Annotated in this window: 16 protein-coding genes and 1 pseudogene; 2 read left to right on the top strand and 15 right to left on the bottom strand. The window is 37.8% G+C overall.

Annotation, left to right across the window (positions count from 1 at the left end; all coding sequences use genetic code 11):
• Positions 1 to 6: 6 nt before the first annotated feature.
• The 14 genes from Q8W26_RS13105 to wecB form a co-directional block, all read right to left on the bottom strand.
• Positions 7 to 1,194 carry an O-antigen ligase family protein gene (locus Q8W26_RS13105; protein WP_101214994.1) on the bottom strand — a complete coding sequence of 396 codons (1,188 nt, stop codon included), beginning with the start codon at positions 1,192 to 1,194 and terminating at the stop codon, positions 7 to 9.
• A complete protein-coding gene (locus tag Q8W26_RS13100; RefSeq protein ID WP_101214993.1) occupies positions 1,194 to 2,261 on the bottom strand; it encodes a glycosyltransferase in 1,068 nt (355 codons plus the stop codon). The genes Q8W26_RS13105 and Q8W26_RS13100 overlap by 1 nt, the downstream gene beginning before the upstream one ends.
• Positions 2,261 to 3,376, bottom strand: a complete 1,116-nt coding sequence (locus tag Q8W26_RS13095) for a glycosyltransferase (protein WP_101214992.1) — start codon at positions 3,374 to 3,376, stop codon at positions 2,261 to 2,263. Before Q8W26_RS13095 ends, Q8W26_RS13100 begins: the two co-directional genes overlap by 1 nt.
• Complete coding sequence (locus Q8W26_RS13090; protein ID WP_305473615.1) at positions 3,366 to 3,923, bottom strand: serine O-acetyltransferase; 558 nt, start codon at positions 3,921 to 3,923, stop codon at positions 3,366 to 3,368. The genes Q8W26_RS13095 and Q8W26_RS13090 overlap by 11 nt, the downstream gene beginning before the upstream one ends.
• A complete protein-coding gene (locus Q8W26_RS13085) occupies positions 3,920 to 5,029 on the bottom strand; it encodes a glycosyltransferase family 4 protein (RefSeq protein WP_101214990.1) in 1,110 nt (369 codons plus the stop codon). Before Q8W26_RS13085 ends, Q8W26_RS13090 begins: the two co-directional genes overlap by 4 nt.
• 26 nt (positions 5,030 to 5,055) lie before the next feature.
• A complete protein-coding gene (locus Q8W26_RS13080) occupies positions 5,056 to 5,796 on the bottom strand; it encodes a glycosyltransferase family 2 protein (protein WP_101214989.1) in 741 nt (246 codons plus the stop codon).
• A complete protein-coding gene (locus Q8W26_RS13075) occupies positions 5,793 to 6,722 on the bottom strand; it encodes a glycosyltransferase family 2 protein (RefSeq protein WP_101214988.1) in 930 nt (309 codons plus the stop codon). The genes Q8W26_RS13080 and Q8W26_RS13075 overlap by 4 nt, the downstream gene beginning before the upstream one ends.
• Before the next feature lie 125 nt (positions 6,723 to 6,847).
• On the bottom strand, positions 6,848 to 8,248 hold the full coding sequence (locus Q8W26_RS13070) for an oligosaccharide flippase family protein (protein ID WP_101214987.1): 1,401 nt from the start codon (positions 8,246 to 8,248) through the stop codon (positions 6,848 to 6,850).
• Positions 8,249 to 8,345: 97 nt separating this feature from the next.
• Positions 8,346 to 9,395, bottom strand: a complete 1,050-nt coding sequence (gene wecA / locus Q8W26_RS13065) for a UDP-N-acetylglucosamine--undecaprenyl-phosphate N-acetylglucosaminephosphotransferase (RefSeq protein WP_101215037.1) — start codon at positions 9,393 to 9,395, stop codon at positions 8,346 to 8,348.
• A gap of 16 nt (positions 9,396 to 9,411) precedes the next feature.
• A complete protein-coding gene (locus Q8W26_RS13060; protein WP_101214986.1) occupies positions 9,412 to 10,407 on the bottom strand; it encodes a Wzz/FepE/Etk N-terminal domain-containing protein in 996 nt (331 codons plus the stop codon).
• Positions 10,408 to 10,409: 2 nt separating this feature from the next.
• Positions 10,410 to 13,148 (bottom strand): SLBB domain-containing protein, encoded by a 2,739-nt coding sequence (locus Q8W26_RS13055; RefSeq protein ID WP_305473614.1) that lies wholly within the window; start codon positions 13,146 to 13,148, stop codon positions 10,410 to 10,412.
• A 93-nt stretch (positions 13,149 to 13,241) separates the two neighbouring features.
• Positions 13,242 to 13,754: a transcription/translation regulatory transformer protein RfaH gene (gene rfaH / locus Q8W26_RS13050; protein WP_101214985.1), complete on the bottom strand. Its 513-nt coding sequence runs from the start codon at positions 13,752 to 13,754 to the stop codon at positions 13,242 to 13,244.
• A gap of 117 nt (positions 13,755 to 13,871) precedes the next feature.
• Complete coding sequence (gene wecC, locus Q8W26_RS13045) at positions 13,872 to 15,158, bottom strand: UDP-N-acetyl-D-mannosamine dehydrogenase (RefSeq protein ID WP_101214984.1); 1,287 nt, start codon at positions 15,156 to 15,158, stop codon at positions 13,872 to 13,874.
• Positions 15,148 to 16,272, bottom strand: a complete 1,125-nt coding sequence (gene wecB / locus Q8W26_RS13040; RefSeq protein WP_101214983.1) for a non-hydrolyzing UDP-N-acetylglucosamine 2-epimerase — start codon at positions 16,270 to 16,272, stop codon at positions 15,148 to 15,150. The genes wecC and wecB overlap by 11 nt, the downstream gene beginning before the upstream one ends.
• Before the next feature lie 240 nt (positions 16,273 to 16,512).
• Here wecB and Q8W26_RS13035 point away from each other — a divergent pair, with 240 nt between their 5' ends.
• Positions 16,513 to 17,985, top strand: a complete 1,473-nt coding sequence (locus tag Q8W26_RS13035) for a peptide MFS transporter (RefSeq protein WP_101214982.1) — start codon at positions 16,513 to 16,515, stop codon at positions 17,983 to 17,985.
• A gap of 566 nt (positions 17,986 to 18,551) precedes the next feature.
• On the opposite strand, the gene Q8W26_RS13030 is transcribed toward Q8W26_RS13035, so the two are convergent.
• Entirely contained in the window at positions 18,552 to 19,370 is an 819-nt protein-coding gene (locus Q8W26_RS13030) for a VacJ family lipoprotein (RefSeq protein WP_101214981.1), read from the bottom strand.
• 223 nt (positions 19,371 to 19,593) lie between these two features.
• Between Q8W26_RS13030 and Q8W26_RS13025 the strand changes: the two are divergent.
• Positions 19,594 to 20,887: pseudogene (locus tag Q8W26_RS13025) on the top strand (hypothetical protein); the annotation flags it as partial.

Raw genomic sequence — 20,887 nt, 5'->3', positions numbered from 1 at the left:
TTCCCTCTAAATACCTTGGCACTTTTTACGTAGTTTTTGTTGTTGGCCAAGCGCTAAAAATACAATAAGTATATACATATTTACAGGTCCCCAAAAATCACCACCAGCTAATGTCCACTGAATAATTGATTGAAACACTATATATTCAAATAAATATCGATAATAAATATTATTATTCCGCTTGCAGAATATTAAGGTCATAAAAAGAAAAATAAACAGTATACTGATCAAGCCACCTGAATATAGGAGACCAAGGTAAAACGATTCTATTAATGGTGCATGCACTTTTTCAAGCAATAATGATTCATCACTACCAATACCCCAAATGACACTCCATGGACTCGCAGCCCAAGCTTTAAACCCATCGATATAGTTAATTACCCGGCCCATGGAAGAGGCATCAAGACCTTTGCTAGTGACGGTGTCAGTTAAACGGTTAACTAAACTAATTTGCTCTCCAAACATCGCCAGAACAGTAACAACAAGGGTTGAAATTAATAATAGTGTTATGATCTTTCTCTTCTTGAACAAAAAAAAGTAGACCATGTATAAAGTAAGTGTTATTAAGGAGCTTCTTGATAGAGCAAGGAAAACAAACAAAAAAATTGCCCCTATTAGTAAATACCTTTTATCAATTGATTTGGCATTACAGATAACAATTAATGTTATTAATGAAAAAGAGCCAAGTAAGTTACCTGAGCCTCCACCTATAGGAGCTAGAGAAAAATTAATGACATCTAACCCTAAGCCAAACATAGGAATTAGCCGAGCGCCTAACGAGTAGCCCCACAGTATCTCACCGACACTTGGATTCAAAATTATTTTATAAGCAATGAAAATAACAAGCGATATAGAACAAAGTATAAAATACGGTTTAATAATAAACTTATTCAAATTATCGTAGGGCTGATTAGAAATAGGTGTTATCAAGCCATACCCTAGAATAATAAGAAAAATTTTACAAAAGTATATTATTCCTCCTAATACAATACCTTCTGTATAAAAACTAAAGTTAGACAACACAAAATAGTAGAACGCTAAACAGGCAATAAGCTTGATCTCAACATTCATTCTAAGTTTATATGTTTGAAAAAGAATGGATCTCGCCAATATAAGAACTAAGAATAATTCGCCGATCAATATCCCCGATTGACCGCCAATGCTTAACTTAGGAAAAACTAAAAACCAATGCATTAGTTATAAATATCTTTCAACTTTTTTAGTTGCGCATCTTTATTGAACTCACACGAAAGCAGTTTTGAAGAACTCAGTAACTTTGAGGCTATAGCTTTAGGGTTTTCTCTAAAGTCTTTAGTAATTACTTTTGTCGCTGATGTTAATGAAGCGACCGATAGCTCATCTGCAATATAACTATTGTCTCGATTTAAAAACTCTTTTATCCCTCTCGCTGGAGTACATACAATTGGAATACCGACGGTTACCCCTTCAATCATAATATAAGGCATTCCCTCATATCTAGATGGGATAAATAAAAAATCATAATCAGAAAGTAGTTGACTTGCATTTGCAACAGCACCATGAAATATGCACTGGTCAAGCTCTAGCTCACGAGATAGCCGTTTAAACTCCTCCAAATAAGGCCCCTCACCGATTAAATCTAATGATAAATTTGGGCAGTTAACGTTCTTAATCGCTTGTAATAATATATCAACACCTTTCTCTTTAGACATTCTTCCTACATAGATTGCCTTAATAGTATCTCGCGCTGTAATGTCTCTCTTTATACTTCCAATATTGTGTTCGCTGTTGAGATAATTAAAAACAATTCTTTCTTTTTTTATATGCTTGCTAGACACCACTTTATGAAATAATTTCCTCTCATCTCTAGATACAAAGATAATTGTATCTGTCGAATATGCGAGTAAGCGCTCAAACAAAATAAATAGCATTTTTTTAAAGGTGCCATCACTTTCAAAACTAAAACCGTGTATCGTATAGACTTTCTTCACACTAGAGAATGAAGACATCAACCTACCTATAACCCCAGCCATTCTTCCATGGAAATGGATAACATCCAGCTTTTTTGTCAAAATCAACTTTAAAAGAATAAACGGCGTTGTCAGCCAATCACCACAATATAGGTCGTTTCCTAATTTATCTCTTAAATGCTTCTCATAACTACCAGAACACCCTAAAACAATATGTCTATAATCATGGCATAAATCGCTAGTCAACTTATCAACATGCATTGAGCCACCGCCAATATCAAGGGAGTGGATAAAGTGTAAAACTGTCTTCATTATTTTTTAATATGCCTATTTATTAAACAAATATAATCTTCAATACTTTTATCTATTAAAAACCTATTAGCGCTGTGCCTTATCGCGTTCGAAGAGTACGAACGCTCAAAGAGTACTTTGACGATTGCTTTACTAAGGGCTTCTTTATCATTAACAACAACTAACTCTCCTAGTGAATCGTCAATAATGATTTCAGATGGGCCCGTATGGCAATCTGTTGAAATAAGAGGAATACCTAAAGCCATTGCTTCAATTAAAACACTCGGAAATCCTTCTACTTTCGAAGTGAGAACAAGGGCGTCGGCATCTTTTAAGTACTGGTACGGATTCGATTGAAAGCCTAAAAAGCGGACTGTATTCTCTATCTGCAATTGTTTTACTTTATCTTTTAAAAATGCTTCTTCAGAACCCGTTCCTATTATATCTAAGCACAATGAATATGAGCTAGGAATAGTAGCAATTGTTTCAATTAAAAAGCCTAAATTCTTCTCCTTCGATAAACGACCAACAAATACTAATTTTTTTTCTTTCTTGTTGTCGGGAAATTTACTTGGGATAGGCACTTTCGCTAATCTTCGAATTCCCTCTAGATCAATTGGGTTATATATACAGTTAATTTCAACGGAATTGCTTCCAATTATAGAAGTAAAGTCAGAAATCATTTTATTTGATACTGTAATAATGCTTGACGATCTTGGGTAAAGTTTTTTTATTAGAAATTTATAAATATTAAATTTAGTCTCACCATATATTGCTTTCCAATTTAGAAAGCTGCTGTGTTCGACTACAACAATCTGGCTCTGCTTTAAAAACAATACTTTAATTAACAACATCAAGAGTGAAGGCTGTGTCATAATAGAAAAGATTAAATATTTATCTTTCTTAAAGAACTTCGCAATATCAAAAAAGCCCCAAATAAGTGATTTGGCAGGTATGACTTTCATCCGTTCTTTAAATTGGATAAATTCTTTTAGAGGGCCCTCATCATTTAGAACGACGAGCTCCACATCTATACCACGTAAATTGAGCTCATTAAAGATGTTTATTGTCACCTTTTCAGCACCACCGCCATCTAACGATGGCATAAAAAAACAAACTTTTGGTTCAAACTTCATTTACACAATACCCTCGGGAACCGTTATTCGATATAGTACTAGCAGGAATACCAACCACGACAGAGTTTTGTGAAACATCACTAGAAACAACGGCATTAGCTCCGATAGCAACGTTACTTTCGATAACAATAGCTCCAAACACTTTAGCGCCTGGGGCTATGTATACGCTATCTCCTATAACAGGCGTTCCATTCTTCTCACCACGGGAAGCACTGCCTATTGTGACACACTGTGAAATATTGAAGTTTTTTCCGATGACAGCATCTGACGAAATAAAAATTCCAGAAAAATGTCCAATATAGAGCCCGGAACCTATCTGAGTTGTATAAGGAATATCAATAGCAAATTTATATTTATATCGAGATAATAAGATGCGTGAAAAAATAAAACCTATCGAACGTTTGTTCCTACTAAAGTATTGTGTACACCGCAACCAAAAAGAATATTTATAGCCGGGAAAGTACCTATAACAATGAAGAATTGTTTTGTTTTTCCCTGTATATCGATATGCGTCTTCATTTAATATTTTCAATAAAGGTTTTATCACAATATTAACTCTACTTTTTCACTAAATTGAGTTTTTGAGTATCTCTGTACTTCATGAAAGTCTCTTGCAGCAACAGGCTTACCATTTAGGTGTTTACTAACTTCGCACATTACTTCATTAACAGACGATGTTCGCGCGACTAGACCTCCTTGGTCTATCAATATTTCACTTACACCACCATAATCATTACCTATTGTGTTGCAGCCAAAGCTCAACGCTTCCAAGTATACCAAGCCAAATGATTCTCTATACTCTGAAAGCAAGATAAAAACACTTGCTCTAGAATAAAAGTAACTTAAGTTCTTTCTCGGTAGTTCATCAAGTATTATCACTTGATTAATAACCCCAGCCTCACTAACTAACCTCTTTAATGTAGGTAAATATGCCCCTGTACCAATGACAACCCATTTTAGCTTGGGGTCTTTTTTAAGTAGAGGGGTAACTGCCTTCAATAGCTTTGAATACCCTTTTAGTTTCTCTATTCTTGAAACCGATAAAATAAACTCACTATTGTTAATTTCTGAAATTTCCGTTGATGAAAGGCAGGTAGGAGCAAGTTCAGGGCAAAGGAAATCATCTCTGTTTACACACGGAGATAGTTGTAAACTATTACTTAACTTTGAAATTCCAACAATTTGGTTAAACTTATTTTCTAGGTCATGACTAACAAAAACGACCTTTTCAACCTGATTTAAATAATTTAAGTACTTTTTACCAAACTGTAAAAGTTGGTATAAAGGTCTTGGTGATTGAAAAATATACTCAGGTTCAAGCCCATGTAAAAATACAACTTGTTTTGCTCTATGTTCTTTTAGCATTAGTGTAAAGATAAAAGCAGTACTAGGATCATTAACAATAATTTTTGAAAACAGCTCTAAATTTAACTCTTTTATCTTCAAATAATAACTGAATAAAGATAGTCCTTTAATTTCTTTAACCTCTATCACCTCAAGATTATCATCTACCTTGGCACAACACCCTTCAGGAATAATTAGAGTCACTTTATGGCGCGTTAAATCAATGTTATTCACAAGATTTGCTAAATATATCCCCGCACCACCAACAATAGGTGGATATTCGTTTGAGACTATAAGAACCCTCTTCATTCGTTATTGACCTGCTATCATTTTATCTATTTGGTTAAACACTGTTTTACTTTACTCAACAAGTTTTTCATCTTACGAATTAGAACAAGCTTCCAATATTGTTGTTTTGAAATATAGCCATGTTTATACCTTATCTGTAATGTTTCAAAATATCCGAGTGTTCCTGCTGACATTCCTCCACATCGAAAATTAGCTAAAATACCATTAACAAATTTGAAGCTACACCCAGCATGGTATAAACGTAAAAAGAACTCATAATCTGATGTACTACGAAACTCAGTCGTATACTTTCCAAACTTAGAATAGCACTCTTGTGAGATAAAAGAAGAAGGGTGAGCTAAAGACTCCTCAGGGATTTTATCGACATAATTTGCATATACATACTTTAATTTTTCGTCATCCCAAACATTTAACATACCATAAAGGACATCTTCATTGCCTTTTATACTTTTTTCTACCGTTTCTAAGGCGTCTGGTTCATACCAATCATCGCTATTAAGTAAACCGATATATTGTCCCGTAGACATATCAATTCCTTTATTCATTGCATAATATATACCCTGATCAGACTCCGAAACCCATCTGAGGCGCCCTTCAAAACGTCCTTCGTACCTTTTTATTATTTCGACAGTTGAATCACTGGAACCACCATCTATAATCAAGTATTCAAAGTTTTTAAAAGATTGATTAAGAACTGACAAGATAGTTTGTTCAATAGTACTTTCACTATTATAAGAAACGGTTACAACTGTAAACTTAGGGTTCATCTTATTCCACCTAAATATTTATCAAAAGCCTTTTCTAAAATGGAATATTTCCACTCTCGTGTTGCTCTCAAGTATGCTAACAACAAATTGTTATTTTCTTTTAAGTCCATATATTTAAAGTAGCGTTGACCATACTCTTTAATGAAATGTTCTACCTCTTTATCCCAGTAGTAATTTCCACTAATTTCGACAGAGGAAATATCAACCCCATTTTCAGAATAGAAACTAAACCACTTGGCAGGAACATTCCTTTTATCTTGTTCACTGATTTGATACATATGGTTATACCTTCTAAATATTTCAATAACCGACTTTTCTGGGAACTGAATCCGCTCAAAGCACTGATACCAGCGGTGCTTACTCTCCATCCTTTGCCAGTCTGTAAATTGATAGTGCATCACAACAAAGTCATTAAGTTTTCTTGTCGGACTGGCTTTAGGTGAAGGAATTCGCGTACTATGAATAGCCCTTCCTGTATGTTCAGCACCATCATCCATATACGCGAAAGGCATATTGGCATCTGCACCCGCCCAATACTGTTTGAAATTACTAGCAATAAAAGGCCACTTAAATTTAAACACAGTTCCGGGATCCGCAGATAGCATACTAGCCCACTCTTCGGTTGAGAACGCATTACCTGATATAAACTCATCTGCATCTAGTGCTATTAGTAATTTTTTTCCTTCTATCTTTCTAGACTCTTCTATTAAAAGTTTTTGCCTTTCAGGCTCATTAAATACCTTACTCTTATTATCAATTAAAATAACTTTAGGGTATTTCTTTGCTATTTCTCTTGAGCCATCATCAGACATCTGATCGGCTATAATTATGTGGTCAGCCCACAAGCTAGTAGCAGCTAAAAATTTATCTAAAATCCAAGCTTCGTTTTTTATTGGAGTTAAGCAAATGACTTTAGTTTTATTCATCTAATATTCACACTCATTTAAAGGGTTCCATCTTCCGAGTTTATTTCAATTTGTCAATTGAGCTTCACCTGGGTAGGTGATGAGTTCTCTATATAATATTGCTTAGTACTTTATAAAAACATTCTTTAGCAAAGAGCTTTCTGTGACGTTTTTTTCTTTTTCATATAATAAAGAAATAGAAGGGAAAGATTAAAAATGATTAGAACAAACCTCATTACTAAAGAATCTTTTACCAAGAAGAAAATAGTTGTCGACGCTAGAATATAAATCAATGACATTAGATACACCCTATTACTCACTAATTTAAAGTGAAGGACATTTATATTTATCAATAATAGCAATACCAACATAAAGGCATAAGTAACAACAGTTGTCACAACAGCCCCCATTGAGCCATATTTAGGAATAAACATATAATTTAAGACAATATTAAGTATTGCTCCAACCACAACGACACTTGAATTCACCAGTGTTTTTTTCAAAAACATCTGTGTTTCAGATTCATTAAGTATTAACACTTGAATGTATGCAGCTAAAACTATCCAAGGTAGAATTGATAGCCCATCCCAATACGATTCTTTTGACAACAAGGTTATCAACTCAGGGGTCGCATGTAACATAATAACGGCTAATAAGCTAAATACGATAATGTAATGCTTATAGACAACTTTTACTGGTGTTTTTTGGCCATTATCTAGCTGTTCATAAACCCAAGGGTTTAAAGCCTGCTTTACTGCAATTGCTAATGTGAGAAGTAACATGCCGATTGAGTATGAAAAACTATAAATTCCAGCCTCTGCTGCTCCCAAATATTCATTGATCAATAATCGATCGAACTGTCCATTAATTATGTAACTCAAGCTGCCCAGTATAAATGGTGTTGAGTACTTAATACCAAATGCCCAGAATTTCATATTTACATAGCAGCGCCCATATACAAAAGCATAAATACATAACGCGCAACCGAGAATAAGGTCAATAAAAAAGACACCAAATATACGCCCTTCAGCTTTGTTTTCTTCAAAGAAAAAGTTCACAAAGTATATTGATAAAAGAAGGGATACCAACATTTGTAAGAAAGTTACAATAGCAAGTTGTTTATACATGCCATTGAACTGAAACATACAAAAAACAGTATTTATAAAAAGAGACATAAACGTTTGAACTATGATCAGATACAGCCAGTGAGATGGATAATTGATAACACCAACAAAAAATGACTCAAAGGTAGAAAGAGTAACCAGAGCTATAATCAAAAGTATTAGTAATAAAAATACGATACTGGACACATATTGCTTATAACGCTCCTTAAACTCAACTTTTGCCCGCCCGATACTCATGTGCAAACCTAAACCAACGAATGGCGTAAGCATCGCAATCCACATTGTATAAATAGCAAACTCACCAAATTCGTTAGGGGACAACAAGTGAGTGAATATTGGGATAGATATAAAGCTCAGCGTAAGAACTAATATTCTTGAGATTGTATACCACGAAGCGACTTTCATGAGCGAGTCAGCTTTCATACCTTAAGGCAACTCCATTGTTTATTTTGTGAGAAGTAGAAAAGTGAGTATTTCTTATTTTCTGATAAAGCGAAGAGATCAATAATGTTAAACATTTTTATTTCACTAACTTTCTAAATAGCTTTAATAGTCGCCAAATATGGTTAATAGCATAAGAATAAACTGTAAACACTAATAAAAACAGTAAAAGCGATAGCCACTCAGGGCAGCTAAAGGTCTCTAGACCTATACCTAAAACCGTGAATAAAATTGAAATAAAGCTTATCACAATCAATGTCTGAGACGATGAAAAGCCTGCCCTCAAAAATATATGGTGTAAGTGATCTCGATCTGGGTTAAAAGGAGACTGCCCTTTGCGTACTCTTCGTACCATTATGGCAGCCATATCCATCAAGGGTACTGCAACAAGCCATAAAGCAGTTACAGGCCTAAACGCTTGCGTTTCAGATTGAGAACCAACAACAAGTAACCACACAACAGAAAAGCCGATTAACATGCTCCCTGCATCACCCATAAAGACTTTTTTATATCTTGAACTTGGCCACTGTAAATTAAACACTAAAAATGAAAGTGTCGATACAATAAAAAATAACGGCAATAAGAGCCAGTCACTACTAGTTGTATTCAATAAAAAAGCTAATGCACTGAAAGTAACTATTGACAACATACCTACGAGGCCATCTATACCATCGACCATGTTAAACGCATTTATAGCCCCTAAAACAGCAATAATAGTGATAAACACACCGAGGCCACTTAGTTTAACATCACCAAACCCGAAAGCATTCCCAAGGTTATCTAGTTGCAGTTCAGCTCCAAATATCATAATACTCGCAACTAATATTTGTGCTGCTATTCGTGGCTTAACAGGTAGATCATAAAAATCATCAAGTACCCCGATTAGTACAATGAACGCAGCCGCTATCAAATATAAATTCATATTTGGTATATACGAGGTGAATAATGCCATTCCCAAAAAAACCCCGATAAAAATAGAAATTCCACCAACCAGCGGTATGGAACCAAAGTGTTTTTTTCGTTCACAAGGTACATCCACCAGCCCAAGTTTTATAGCGACTGGTTTACCAAAGAATATACTGAAAAAAGTAATAAGAAAAACACAGATAAGTGGAAAAATGTTTTCCATGAATAAATCCACTCAACTATTCCTTATTTTTCGAAAAGTATCGAACAAAAACAACTATGGTTGCAACTAAAACACCTAAAAATGCTCCCAATATGCAAATCAAAGCTCTCTTAGGTCCAGATTTCACCTCCGGAATTATAGCTGGGTCGATGGTTTTAAATATGTACTCGTGCCTAACCTGTGCAAACATGATGGTTTTAGTCTGTTCTTCAATTATTCGATAGAGTGCTGCTCTTAACTCTTTAACTTTGGTTACTTCTAATTGTTTAGTCAGGTACTTTATGCTTTTCTCTGCTTCAAAGAGCTCTCTCTGCTTCATCTGTTCATTAATATCTTTTATTAACCAATCTAACCATTGTTTTGCTACATGAGGCGACTGATGTGTCATAGATATTATTATTAATGAATTCCCAATATCGTCATTGATATCTAATAGCTCTATAAACTTCCAATATGCTTGTTGTTTAGTTGGCTCTAGTGTTTCCCCTGATTCAGATGTAAGCCACTCACTTGTTTTACTGTTATATAAGCTTTCATCGTATAAGAGCTGATTGTTAATATGATCCCATTTCTCTATCGCCATTAAAGGAGCCAATAGTTCATACTTTTTAATAAAGTTACCAATAAACTTTTTTGATTTAATAATCTCAATGCTTAAAGAGGTTTTATCGATCCCGCCACTACTTACATTTAAACCTGCTAGACTTGCAAGCCCCCCTAGTTGAGATGCAACTCCAGCTCCTCCACTACTTTCATCAGAAGATGGCGCCAAAAGTATTTCAGTGCGATAGTAATTAGGGAGCGATAATGAATAAATAACAGATACTAAAATAAATACAGATGTTATTAATGCGATCACCCACTTCCCGCTCCAAAAAGCTTTCCATAACTCCTTTAAATCTACTTCATCATTACAAGCCAGTTCATATTGAGAGTTAACTGAAACTAGCTTATCCAATTGATGAGGTGAGTCGTATTGTTTTTTGGGGTCGGTATTGCGCTGGTCACTCATCCCTAAAGCCCCTTAATCGCAGCTAGCGCGACAGCTGAGTTATAAATAATCCCCGTAACCTGAGTCCACAGCGTTAAGTTATCCTTATACTCTGTATCAAGCGGCACAACAATTGTATCACCTCTGTTTAACTGATTTTGGTTATCAAACCAAAATGAAGATTCTGGAACAAATACTGATCCATCAGCACGAATGACGTAAATTCGACCATCGTCAGCGCGTTGCTTTACGCCACCTGCTAGAGTCAAATATTCCTCTACGCCAAGTTCCTCTTTAAAGAAATGACTTGATGCATGGTGAACTTCCCCAACCACAGTCACAATTTGCTTTAATGATGGCACATGAAGTGAATCACCATCGTCAAGGCGTAACCCCTGCTCTAAGTTTTTAGCAGTATAATTGGCCTGCAGCTGTGGCAAGTCAATCACCATACGACCTATTGACTCAAGGTTTTCCAGCTCGATTAGCATCTTAGAAGCATCATCAAAGCTAATAAAGTTACCTTCTTGTGATAAACCACGAGTAGCAATATCGCGTCTAATTTGATCGGCCATCTTGATAATTTGCTGGCGTTCTTGCTCGCGAACAGATTCACGTGTAAATACTGCACCTTCAATAAATGCATTCTCTGTAAAGCCACCAGCACGGTTAATCACCGACATCATGGTTTCACCGTTTTTAATACTGTAAACACCAGGGAATTTAACTTCGCCAGCAAGGGTTACCTGCATATCTTTTTGCCAATCTGGCACGCTAAGTACTTGCAGATGATCTTTACTTTGTAATGTTATTGAAGCCAGTTGAGCTTGCTCGGTGAGGTTTACATCAAGGTGAGAAACTATAGAACTATCCGCATTGTTAACGTTGGTGCGAGTTAACTCGGCACGTTTCATGAAGGCGCTTTCTTTTAACCCCCCAGCAGCGTCGATTAGTTGGGCAATGTTATAATTTTCACCTAATGGATAATCACCAGGAAACTTCACTTCACCACTGATGGATACTAACTTCACTGTCGATAAGTGATCACCTTGACTTTTAAGCTTCTGATTAATTGGGTAAAGAAGCTCTTGTCGTGTTAATGAACGGCTAATAGCTAGCTTTTGTTTTTCATTAAACAATTTAAATAGTAATTGCTCTATCTCTGTAGCAGCTAAACTTAATTCTTGATGTCCGATTTCATCAAACAACTTAGTTTCAGTTGCCTTTTTATCCGATGTTAAAAACTCAAAACCAGCGTTAAATAATGTTGCAGTGGCAGGGGTTTCTTCTAACTCAAAACTTTTAAGGGTAAACTCTTCGATACGTTGTTTAATGAGTAAATCAAGTTGTTCACGTTCTAAACTCATAGGTTGATCATTAAATATTAGTAATGTATCGCGTGGCTGTAACTTAATGTTACTCGCGCTTTTGGTGTTAGACATCGCCTGTCCGATGTTAACTTGAATAACCCTAATATCCCCTTGACTATTTATTTCACGCACAACCAATGCGTAATCCAAATCTGCTGAATTGGTCAGGTCACGCCAAGTGCTCTTTAATAAATCATTGATACGGATACCTTTGTACCATTGGTACAAACCTGGTCGATTAACAGCACCTAGAATAGCTACTTGCTGATAGATACGTTGAGCTGTCGATTGAACCGTTAGAACATCACCGCTTTTCGCTATTGCAGCTTTGCCTTGTTTAGTCGTTAAGTCAACATTAACTAAGGTCGGTAATTGCGAACGGTCAAAGCGTTCAACAATACTCGCGGCAGGGTAAGCGTTAGGCTTTAAACCCGCAGCTAGGCGAATTAATTGAGCCATGGTTTCGCCGCCTTTAAGTTCATAAATCGCAGGGCGACGTACCTGACCTTTAATACTAACGGTTGCACCGACTGGCGGAATAAATACCACATCACCAGATTGAAGGCGGCTATCATTTGACGCATCACCTTTCATCAATAGATCGTACAAATCAAAGGTGGTAATTAATTGACCACGACGTTTTAACTGAATGTTACGAAGTGAACCAATATCATTAATTCCGCCAGCAACAAACAATGCCTGAGTTATCGTTGACAATGAGCTCACTGTATACGACCCAGGTTTGTAGGCATCACCAGCAACAAAGATACGAATTGAGCGTAACCCCCCTAAACTGATACTACTTTGAACACCAATGTATTGTTGTTCTATTAAATTCGCCAACTTGTTTTTCATCTCAGTAAAAGACAAGCCAATGACGTTAACAGGGCCTAGATTTGGTATCTGCAAGTTACCACTGCGAGAGACAGTTAAATCATGTTGGCTATTTTCTTTGCCATATAACTGGATAACGACTTGGTCCCCAGGTCCCATCTGATACTCACTCGGGACAGGCACATCACTAACTGGAGCAAAAGTTGTTGGTTCTCCAGCAAATAAATCATAGCCAAACGGCTTTAATTCTTCTTCGCTATATGGAATAGGCTCTTCTTCTAGTTCAAAACTATCTTCTTTACGCTCTATCCGCTTGGGTTTTACAACTTCAGGGGTTTCAAACTCAACTTGCCCCCCCGGTGTATTCTTAAGCATTTCAGGAGAAAGACCATATTGCTTCATCAAACGCTGCTGTTCAGCCTTTGGCATTTTCTTAAACTGCTCCAGCATTGCTGGGGTTGGTGTGATGGCGTTGGCATCAACAATACTCCCAGTCAACAGGGAAGTTACAATGCAACCTACGGCAATCGTTTTTATTTTTGTGATCAAACTAGGCAACTTTTATCTCTCCAAATACAGCTTCAAGCACGCTTCCGCCCTAGGGTATTGCTCCCCATTGGCCAAATAAACTAAATTTTCTTAAGGACCCAATTACTTCTTTAATGAGAACTCGGTATTACACACTTCTAAAGTAGCTTGCTGCTCTAACATCTTAATCAATAAGATAGAACGTTCTAAACCCACTTTATTTTTAAATACAGCCTCAAGCCCTTGATACACACCGTTGTTTAATACAACCGCATCTCCTGGCTGAGCAATATTATCATCAACCGCAATGTCAGTAACACCGGCGACTGTTTCTTTTATCTGATGAACTAATGCCGTTGGAACAGTCGCATAATTTGCACCAAAACGCACAAAATTAGCTACCCCACGTGTCGAACGAATGGCATTAAAATTATCAGTTTCAGGATTTAATTTTACAAACAGGTAGTTTGGAAACAGTGGTTCAGAAAGAACACTGCGTTTGCCCTTGCGGACTTTCTCAACTTTCCTTGTCGGATAAAAAGACTCAATTCCCTGATTAGTCAGGTTGATTAAACTCCGTTCTTCTTCTTTGGGTTTACAAAAAAGCAAAAACCATTTTGTCTTATCTTGTGACATGACAATACCTCAACCTACAATAACGCGGAGGATTCTATCACCTATCACTGCACGACTTCAACGAAACATCCTTTTCATCTTAGTCTTAGTCACAAAAGATTACATTTAGCTGTTTATTTACTCACTCCATAACCCTCGTGAGTCAATTATTTGTGGAATATTGACCTTTTTAATATCAAATCGTTTAAAGGCTTTATGATCTACCAACAATACAACAATATCAGCTTCAATCATTGCATCATTTAATGTACTCAACTTTGCCTTTTCATTTAGCGGAGATGGCAAGGTGGAAATATTAGGCTCGACCACGAGTAACTGCCCTTCATGCATTTCAGCTATCTTATTGGTAATATCAAGCGCAGGGCTTTCGCGCAAGTCGTCAATGTCCGCTTTAAAGGCTATGCCTAAGCACGCAACACACAAGTCTTTAACGGTTTTACTAGGCTCATTTGACAGCAGTGTATCAACCGCTTTTAAATATTGTCCAATGACCCAATCAGGCTTACTATTATTAATTCCACGCGCTAAGCTGATCATTTTTGCTTGCTCAGGACATTTTGAAACAATAAACCACGGATCAACGGCAATACAGTGCCCTCCAACGCCGGGGCCCGGTTGCAAAATGTTCACTCGGGGGTGGCGGTTAGCCAAGCGTATTAATTCCCACACATTAATATCAAGCTGTTCACAAATAATCGATAGTTCATTTGCAAAAGCTATACTAACGTCCCTCGATGCATTCTCGGTCAGTTTAGCCATTTCGGCTGTTCGCGCATTAGTGACAATGCACTCACCATCGACAAATATTTTATACAGTTCAACACTTTTTTCAGAACATTCAGGTGTTATTCCGCCAATCAACCGATCATTATGCACCAATTCACGAACCACCTTACCCGGTAAAACTCTCTCTGGGCAATGTGCTACGTTGATATCTATTTCATCTGCACCATCTTGAGGAAATGATAAATCGGGCCGCATCTCTTTGAGCCACTGCGCTAATAGCTCTGTTGTTCCTACTGGAGATGTTGACTCTAAGATCACTAAATTCCCTTTATCTAATACAGGTGCAATGGTCTCAGCAGCTTGGTGAATAAAGTGTAAATCAGGCTCAGGGATTGAGTCAGGATCATCAGACTCTTTAAAGGGTGTTGGCACAGCAATTAGAAAAGCATCGGCGGCTTGTGCTTCTGTTGAAGCGTGAAGGTATCCTTGTTGCACTGCTTTAAAGACAATTGCATCAAGCTCCGGTTCGATGATGTGGATTTTACCCTGGTTTATCGTATTAACTGCTTCTTCATTAACATCAACTCCATAAACTTGGATTTTTCTTGAAGCGAAAATAGCCGCCGTCGGTAATCCAATGTAACCTAAGCCGATCACGCAAATATTTTTAACGTTCATCTTTTATTCCCTGCTCTAACAATATTTCGACGATGCGTTGACATGCAAGTCCATCACCGTAAGGGTTATGGGCCACACTCATTCGTTGGTAAGTACCTTCGTTAGTTAAAAGCTCGCTTACCTTGTCTTTAATCGCCTCTTTCGAGGTACCAACAAGTTGCACTGTTCCGGCCTCAACCGCCTCAGGCCTCTCAGTAGTATCTCTCATCACTAATACAGGCTTACCCAATGATGGCGCTTCTTCTTGTATGCCACCTGAATCAGTGAGAATTAAGTAGCTTCTGTTCATTAGATACACAAAAGGGAGGTAATCCTGCGGCTCAATTAAATGAATATTCTCAATATCACTAAGCAGCCGATTTACAGGCTCCCTGACTTGAGGGTTTAAATGAACAGGGTAAAGAATTTCACAATCATGATGCGTTGTAGCGATATCTCGTAAAGCTTCACAGATCCGCTCAAACCCATCTCCAAAACTTTCACGACGATGCCCCGTCACTAAGATTAGTTTTTTATCGATATCCAAAAAATCAAACTGTTTCTCTAGTTGACCATTAGCAGAAAGAGAGTCCACCACCTGAAGTAAAGCGTCGATGACCGTGTTTCCGGTCACAAATAGTGTCTGCTCATCATGCCCTTCTACTAGTAGGTTCTGTTTCGCTTGACTCGTTGGACAAAAGTGATACTTCGCAATAGCTCCAGTTAAACAGCGGTTGCCTTCCTCGGGCCAAGGGGAGTGTAAATCTCCCGTTCTAAGCCCAGCTTCAACATGCCCAATAGGTATTTGATGGTAATAGGCGGCCAATGATGCGATGAAGGTGGTTGTGGTATCGCCGTGCACTAATACGATATCTGGTTTAAACTCTGTAAATACTTCACTTAGCCCCTCTAATATTAAGCTGCTAATTCCCGTGAGCGTTTGACCCTGCTTCATAATATTCAAATCGTAAGCGGGGGTAAGTTCAAATAAGCTCAACACTTGATCAAGCATCTGACGGTGCTGCGCCGTCACACAGAGCCTATGTTCAACCATCGAATGCCCCTCCAACAGTTTCGATAAAGGGGCCATTTTAATTGCTTCAGGTCTAGTACCAAACACCGTAAGTATCTTCACATCACTTCCTTAGCTTCTTGGTTTAGATAACCGTTTCATTTTTTAATCATAGTCAAAGATTGATTGTTTTTATGAAAACTTACTTCGAATTTAAGCAAGCTGCGCTTTCACTTTACAAACATATAGAACTTTTATTAGACAAAAGTTTGCTATTGAGGTCGATAAACTGGTATATACACCCCCCTGGATTTAAAAAATAACGATTACAATACTTATAAAACAACATTAGGTGATTAATTAATGAGTGCTTTAAGACCCCCTGCGGGTGAAATTTTTGGCCATCCTAAAGGCCTGTTCCTATTATTCGGAACTGAAATGTGGGAGCGTATGAGTTACTACGGTATGCGTGGTATTTTCGTATTTTATCTCTCAACTATCGCTACTGCTGGCGTAATGGGTTGGGATATGGCGTATTTTGGTATTGACGGTGCAGCGGCTAACGCGGCGGATGAATACCAAAAAGCGTTACAATCAAACGCAATCAGTATATTAGGTACTTACGCGATGTTAGTTTACCTAACACCGGTTATCGGTGGTTGGATGGCTGATAATGTGTGGGGCCAACGTAAATCTATCATCGTTGGTGGTGTACTAATGATGTTAGGCCAATTCGCTCTAGGTACTCCACACGAGTACATTGAGGGAATGGAACCTATCTTCTTCTGGGTTGGTTTAGGTTTATTAATCCTAGGTAATGGTTTCTTCAAGCCAAACATCTCAACAATGGTTGGTGATCTCTATGAAGATGGCGATAACCGTCGTGACGCTGCATTCACCATCTTCTATATGGGTATTAACTTAGGTTCAATCTTAGGTTATATGGTTGTTGGTACTATCGGTGAGAAGATTGATTATCAATATGGTTTCTTAACAGCCGGTGTTGGTATGTTACTGGGTGTTATCTTACAGCTGGCAACATCTAAACGTTACCTGGGTGATATCGGTATTGAGCCATCAGCTAAACAATCATCTGGTGATGTAGCAGCATCTAACGCGCCATTAACGACAGAAGAGCGTGACCGTGTTAAAGTTATTCTAATCATGAGCTTTTTCACCGTTATTTTCTGGGCTGGTTTCGAACAAGCAGCAGGTTCAATGAACCTATTCGCTAAGCATAATACTGACCTTGTGATCTTTGGCTGGGAAATGCCTGCATCATGGTTACAAACCGTAAACCCACTATTTATAATCATCATGGCGCCAATTTTTGCGGCAACTTGGTTAAAAATGGGTGAAGCAGAGCCTAACTCACCGAAGAAGTTTGCCTTAGGTATGTTCTTCTTAGGTCTTGGTTTCGCTTCTATGGTTGGTGCAGCATTACAAATTGGCGATGATACCAATATTAAAGCGCACATCATGTGGTTAGTTATGGCTTATGTATTCCATACAATGGGTGAGCTATGTTTATCGCCAATTGGTTTATCAATGGTTTCTAAACTTGCGCCACTAAAATATGCGTCATTATTAATGGGCATGTGGTTCTTCTTCGCTGGCTTCGGTAATAAGCTTGCCGCATTAATTGGCCAACAAGTTGGTGGCGCAGGTCCATTAGCAACCTTTGGTGGCGTTGCTATCATGGCCTTTATTGCTGGTATCTGTTTATGGCTACTAAGCGACAAACTTGTAGATTGGATGCATGGTGCAGAAGATAACAAACCACAAACTATGGATCAGAAGATAGAAGAAGAAGCGTCTATTTCAAACCATAGCTAAGAGTTCTTTCATTTTAATAAGCTAGTTTGCTCTAGTTAATTAAAATTTAAAAGGCAGTGCTGGTAATTCAGCACTGCCTTTTTTTGTCCACAAAGCTCTAAGGGATATCTCTATATCAATTTCGTTAATTAAGTGGCTGATCTAGTATCGAGGATAAATGGTGTAACGCACGGGTTCTACGTTTCAAAGAGCCTAAGTGCCCCCCTAATGTCAGCAAGGCGTTTATTAACACCTGTGATTATTCTGCTTCGAGAGTCAATAATGTAGGTTTTTTTCGTCTAGGTAGTGACAAAAGTTCAAGTTATTAATGAAGTTAGCATGATAAGGTTATCGACTCTCACAACGTCGACATGACGGAATAAGTTGCCTCAAAGCTATTTACTCAACGACTACAAGTTTTTCGGAAGAACGAAAGTATCCTGAACATATTTTATTCAGAACTTTGTTGTTTAAGGCAAGAAATGGACTTGGTACACGCCAGCATGACGCTTATGACGAAGAGGGTAAGAAGTTTTTTTATCGCCCCGTCAAATAATTTGACGGGGCGATTAACGATCATTGACTAATTAATCTAGCTCATCAAAATCATCATCAAAGTCATCTAGTGAAGTATCTTCAACCACGGGAACGTTGCCGTCGTAGATATCAAACAAGCTTTGTTGAAAGTAAGCTTCTTTCACAAACTCGTATTGATCAAGCGAATTATTAAGTAGCCCTTCTTGATCAAGTAATTGCGCTCGCGTATGTAAGCCTTTTAACAGGCGAACAGTAATACTTGGCCAAAACGAGATTTCTGTTGCGGGAAAGTATAAGTTATCAACCACATCACCCACTTCATTTCTAATGGTTGTCGGGCCTAACGCAGGTAACATTAAGTAAGGGCCAGAACTTACCCCATTAACTGCTAAAACTTCACCAAATTCATCAGATTTTCTTTCTAAACCAATTTTAGAGGCCACATCAAACAAGCCGAATAAGCCTGCAGTTGAGTTAATTAGAAAGCGCGCAAATGCGTTACTTGAATCTTCAACATTACCTTGCAGCATATTATTAACGGTTGATGAAGGTTCTTCGAGGTTTACCGCAAAACTGTAAACACTAGTCTGAACAGGAACAGGTAGATAATCACGATACGCCACAGCTGCTGGCTTGAATAAATACAAATCCAAGACATTACGGTTAAAATCCCACATCGCGCGGTTAAACCCTTCAAAAGGATCGCTACGCTCAGCGTCAATTAAAACTATATCAGCTTGTTCGTTTTCGGCTACAGGCTCTGTAGTTTCTTGTGCGAAAGCATGACTCATTGACAAGCTTAAGCCAAGCGCCAAAGCAACTTTAGCCATCGATGACTTAATCAATTTAACCTTAGGTGTTGTGTTCATTAAATATTCTCGAAAGTTTGTAGCGACCTGCAGTATATCAAAAGTGCTAAACTAATCACCCTCTGTTGGAATTTATTGATACACTAACCGATGTTTTATATGGAAAATATTAGCAATTTTGCTATTGGTCTCGTTAGTCGCTATTCTGAAGTTGTAATAATGACTAGGAAAACGCTTCAGGTTCCATCATTTTATTACCTAACAATTGATTCACGAAGGTGTTATGACTGAACTTTCATCCACTATTAATCAACCTCCAGTTAAGGTCAATGTAACCTCAACGAATACTGCTGAGCAGTTAGTCGCTAACGCAACAAAAGTGCAATCAAAAATATTAGCGATTGATAACAAAACAATTACTCTTAGCCTACCTAATCAAGCACCGTTGACCATCGCGATCCCCGAAACATTACCTACAGACATAAGCGCTCAATTAAAACAGCTTAATGCAGGGGACAAAATCACCATCACTTTGCATCAGGATAAGCATCAACTATTAGTATCAATTAGTCAGCAGCCGATAAAAACTGTCACAAGCCAAGTCCCTGTCAGCCATGAGCTAATTAATCAATTGATCCATCATAAAAAGCTACCTCAAGAGCCACAATTACAAGCTAAATATATCGACAACAACCAACCCATACAACTCGGTCAGGCGAGACGCCTGCCACAACAGCAGCTGAAGCTAGCCCTATCTGATTCATTATCAATCAAAGCGCCTATAACCAATGCTCAGGATAGAAAAACATCTCAAGATTTACACCAAATAAAGCTCAATCAAACTTATCAAGTAAGTTTAGTAACAGATAAAATACAACCCTCTGACAAGACCTCAGTACTATCTTTACAGTTTTCAAAATTGACAGAATCTCGACCATCGATTCAACTTACACTGCCATTAAGTCAGATACAGCAACAACATAAATCGATAGACGCTTCATCACTTCCGATTGTTCAAGTCAAAGACACACAAAAGTTAATCATCGAGCAAACATCCCTTTCTGGTATAGATAAGAGTGCAGTAGCTGACTCGGTAAAACAAAGTCAACCTCCAACGCTCAACATGGAATTGCCAAGAAACAAAATGTGGCTGCGTAATCAGCAAGCACAACCAGCTATAGTTAGTCAGTTAAAAACACAAACAAAAGAGTTTAAAGCGCTAACCAACGAGCAAATTATTAGCACATTAAAATCACTCGCGCCAAACAACAACGAAGCAGCTCTTTCTTCTCAAGCGCAAGGACAAGAGCAGATAGCCCCTCAAAAGCACCCCACCACTGCAAAAGAGCCCTCAGCAATCAAAGAGCCTTTAGCTAATAAAGAGCCCTCAGCTAATAAAGAGTCCTCAGCAATCAAAGAGCCTTCAGCTAATAAAGAGCCCTCAGCAAACAAAGAGCCCTCAGCCAACAAAGAGCCTTCAGCAAACAAAGAGTCCTCAGCCAACAAAGAGCCTTTAGCTAACAAAGAGCCCTCAGCCAACAAAGAGCCCTCAGTCAACAAAGAGCCTTTAGCTAACA

The sequence above is a fragment of the Psychrobium sp. 1_MG-2023 genome (assembly GCF_030689115.1).
In the GTDB taxonomy this organism is placed as follows: Bacteria; Pseudomonadota; Gammaproteobacteria; order Enterobacterales; family Psychrobiaceae; genus Psychrobium.
This window is presented reverse-complemented; position numbering and strand designations above follow the sequence as displayed.

Bases quoted from the DNA above. Each gene is read 5' to 3' on its own strand.
- Q8W26_RS13035 (WP_101214982.1), top strand. From the start codon at position 16,513: ATGAGTGCTTTAAGACCCCCTGCGGGTGAAATTTTTGGCCATCCTAAA.
- wecC (WP_101214984.1), bottom strand. From the start codon at position 15,158: ATGAACGTTAAAAATATTTGCGTGATCGGCTTAGGTTACATTGGATTA.
- rfaH (WP_101214985.1), bottom strand. From the start codon at position 13,754: ATGTCACAAGATAAGACAAAATGGTTTTTGCTTTTTTGTAAACCCAAA.
- wecA (WP_101215037.1), bottom strand. From the start codon at position 9,395: ATGGAAAACATTTTTCCACTTATCTGTGTTTTTCTTATTACTTTTTTC.
- Q8W26_RS13070 (WP_101214987.1), bottom strand. From the start codon at position 8,248: ATGAAAGCTGACTCGCTCATGAAAGTCGCTTCGTGGTATACAATCTCA.
- Q8W26_RS13085 (WP_101214990.1), bottom strand. From the start codon at position 5,029: ATGAAGAGGGTTCTTATAGTCTCAAACGAATATCCACCTATTGTTGGT.
- Q8W26_RS13095 (WP_101214992.1), bottom strand. From the start codon at position 3,376: ATGAAGTTTGAACCAAAAGTTTGTTTTTTTATGCCATCGTTAGATGGC.
- Q8W26_RS13105 (WP_101214994.1), bottom strand. From the start codon at position 1,194: ATGCATTGGTTTTTAGTTTTTCCTAAGTTAAGCATTGGCGGTCAATCG.
- Q8W26_RS13080 (WP_101214989.1), bottom strand. From the start codon at position 5,796: ATGAACCCTAAGTTTACAGTTGTAACCGTTTCTTATAATAGTGAAAGT.
- Q8W26_RS13075 (WP_101214988.1), bottom strand. From the start codon at position 6,722: ATGAATAAAACTAAAGTCATTTGCTTAACTCCAATAAAAAACGAAGCT.
- Q8W26_RS13030 (WP_101214981.1), bottom strand. From the start codon at position 19,370: ATGAACACAACACCTAAGGTTAAATTGATTAAGTCATCGATGGCTAAA.
- Q8W26_RS13060 (WP_101214986.1), bottom strand. From the start codon at position 10,407: ATGAGTGACCAGCGCAATACCGACCCCAAAAAACAATACGACTCACCT.
- Q8W26_RS13100 (WP_101214993.1), bottom strand. From the start codon at position 2,261: ATGAAGACAGTTTTACACTTTATCCACTCCCTTGATATTGGCGGTGGC.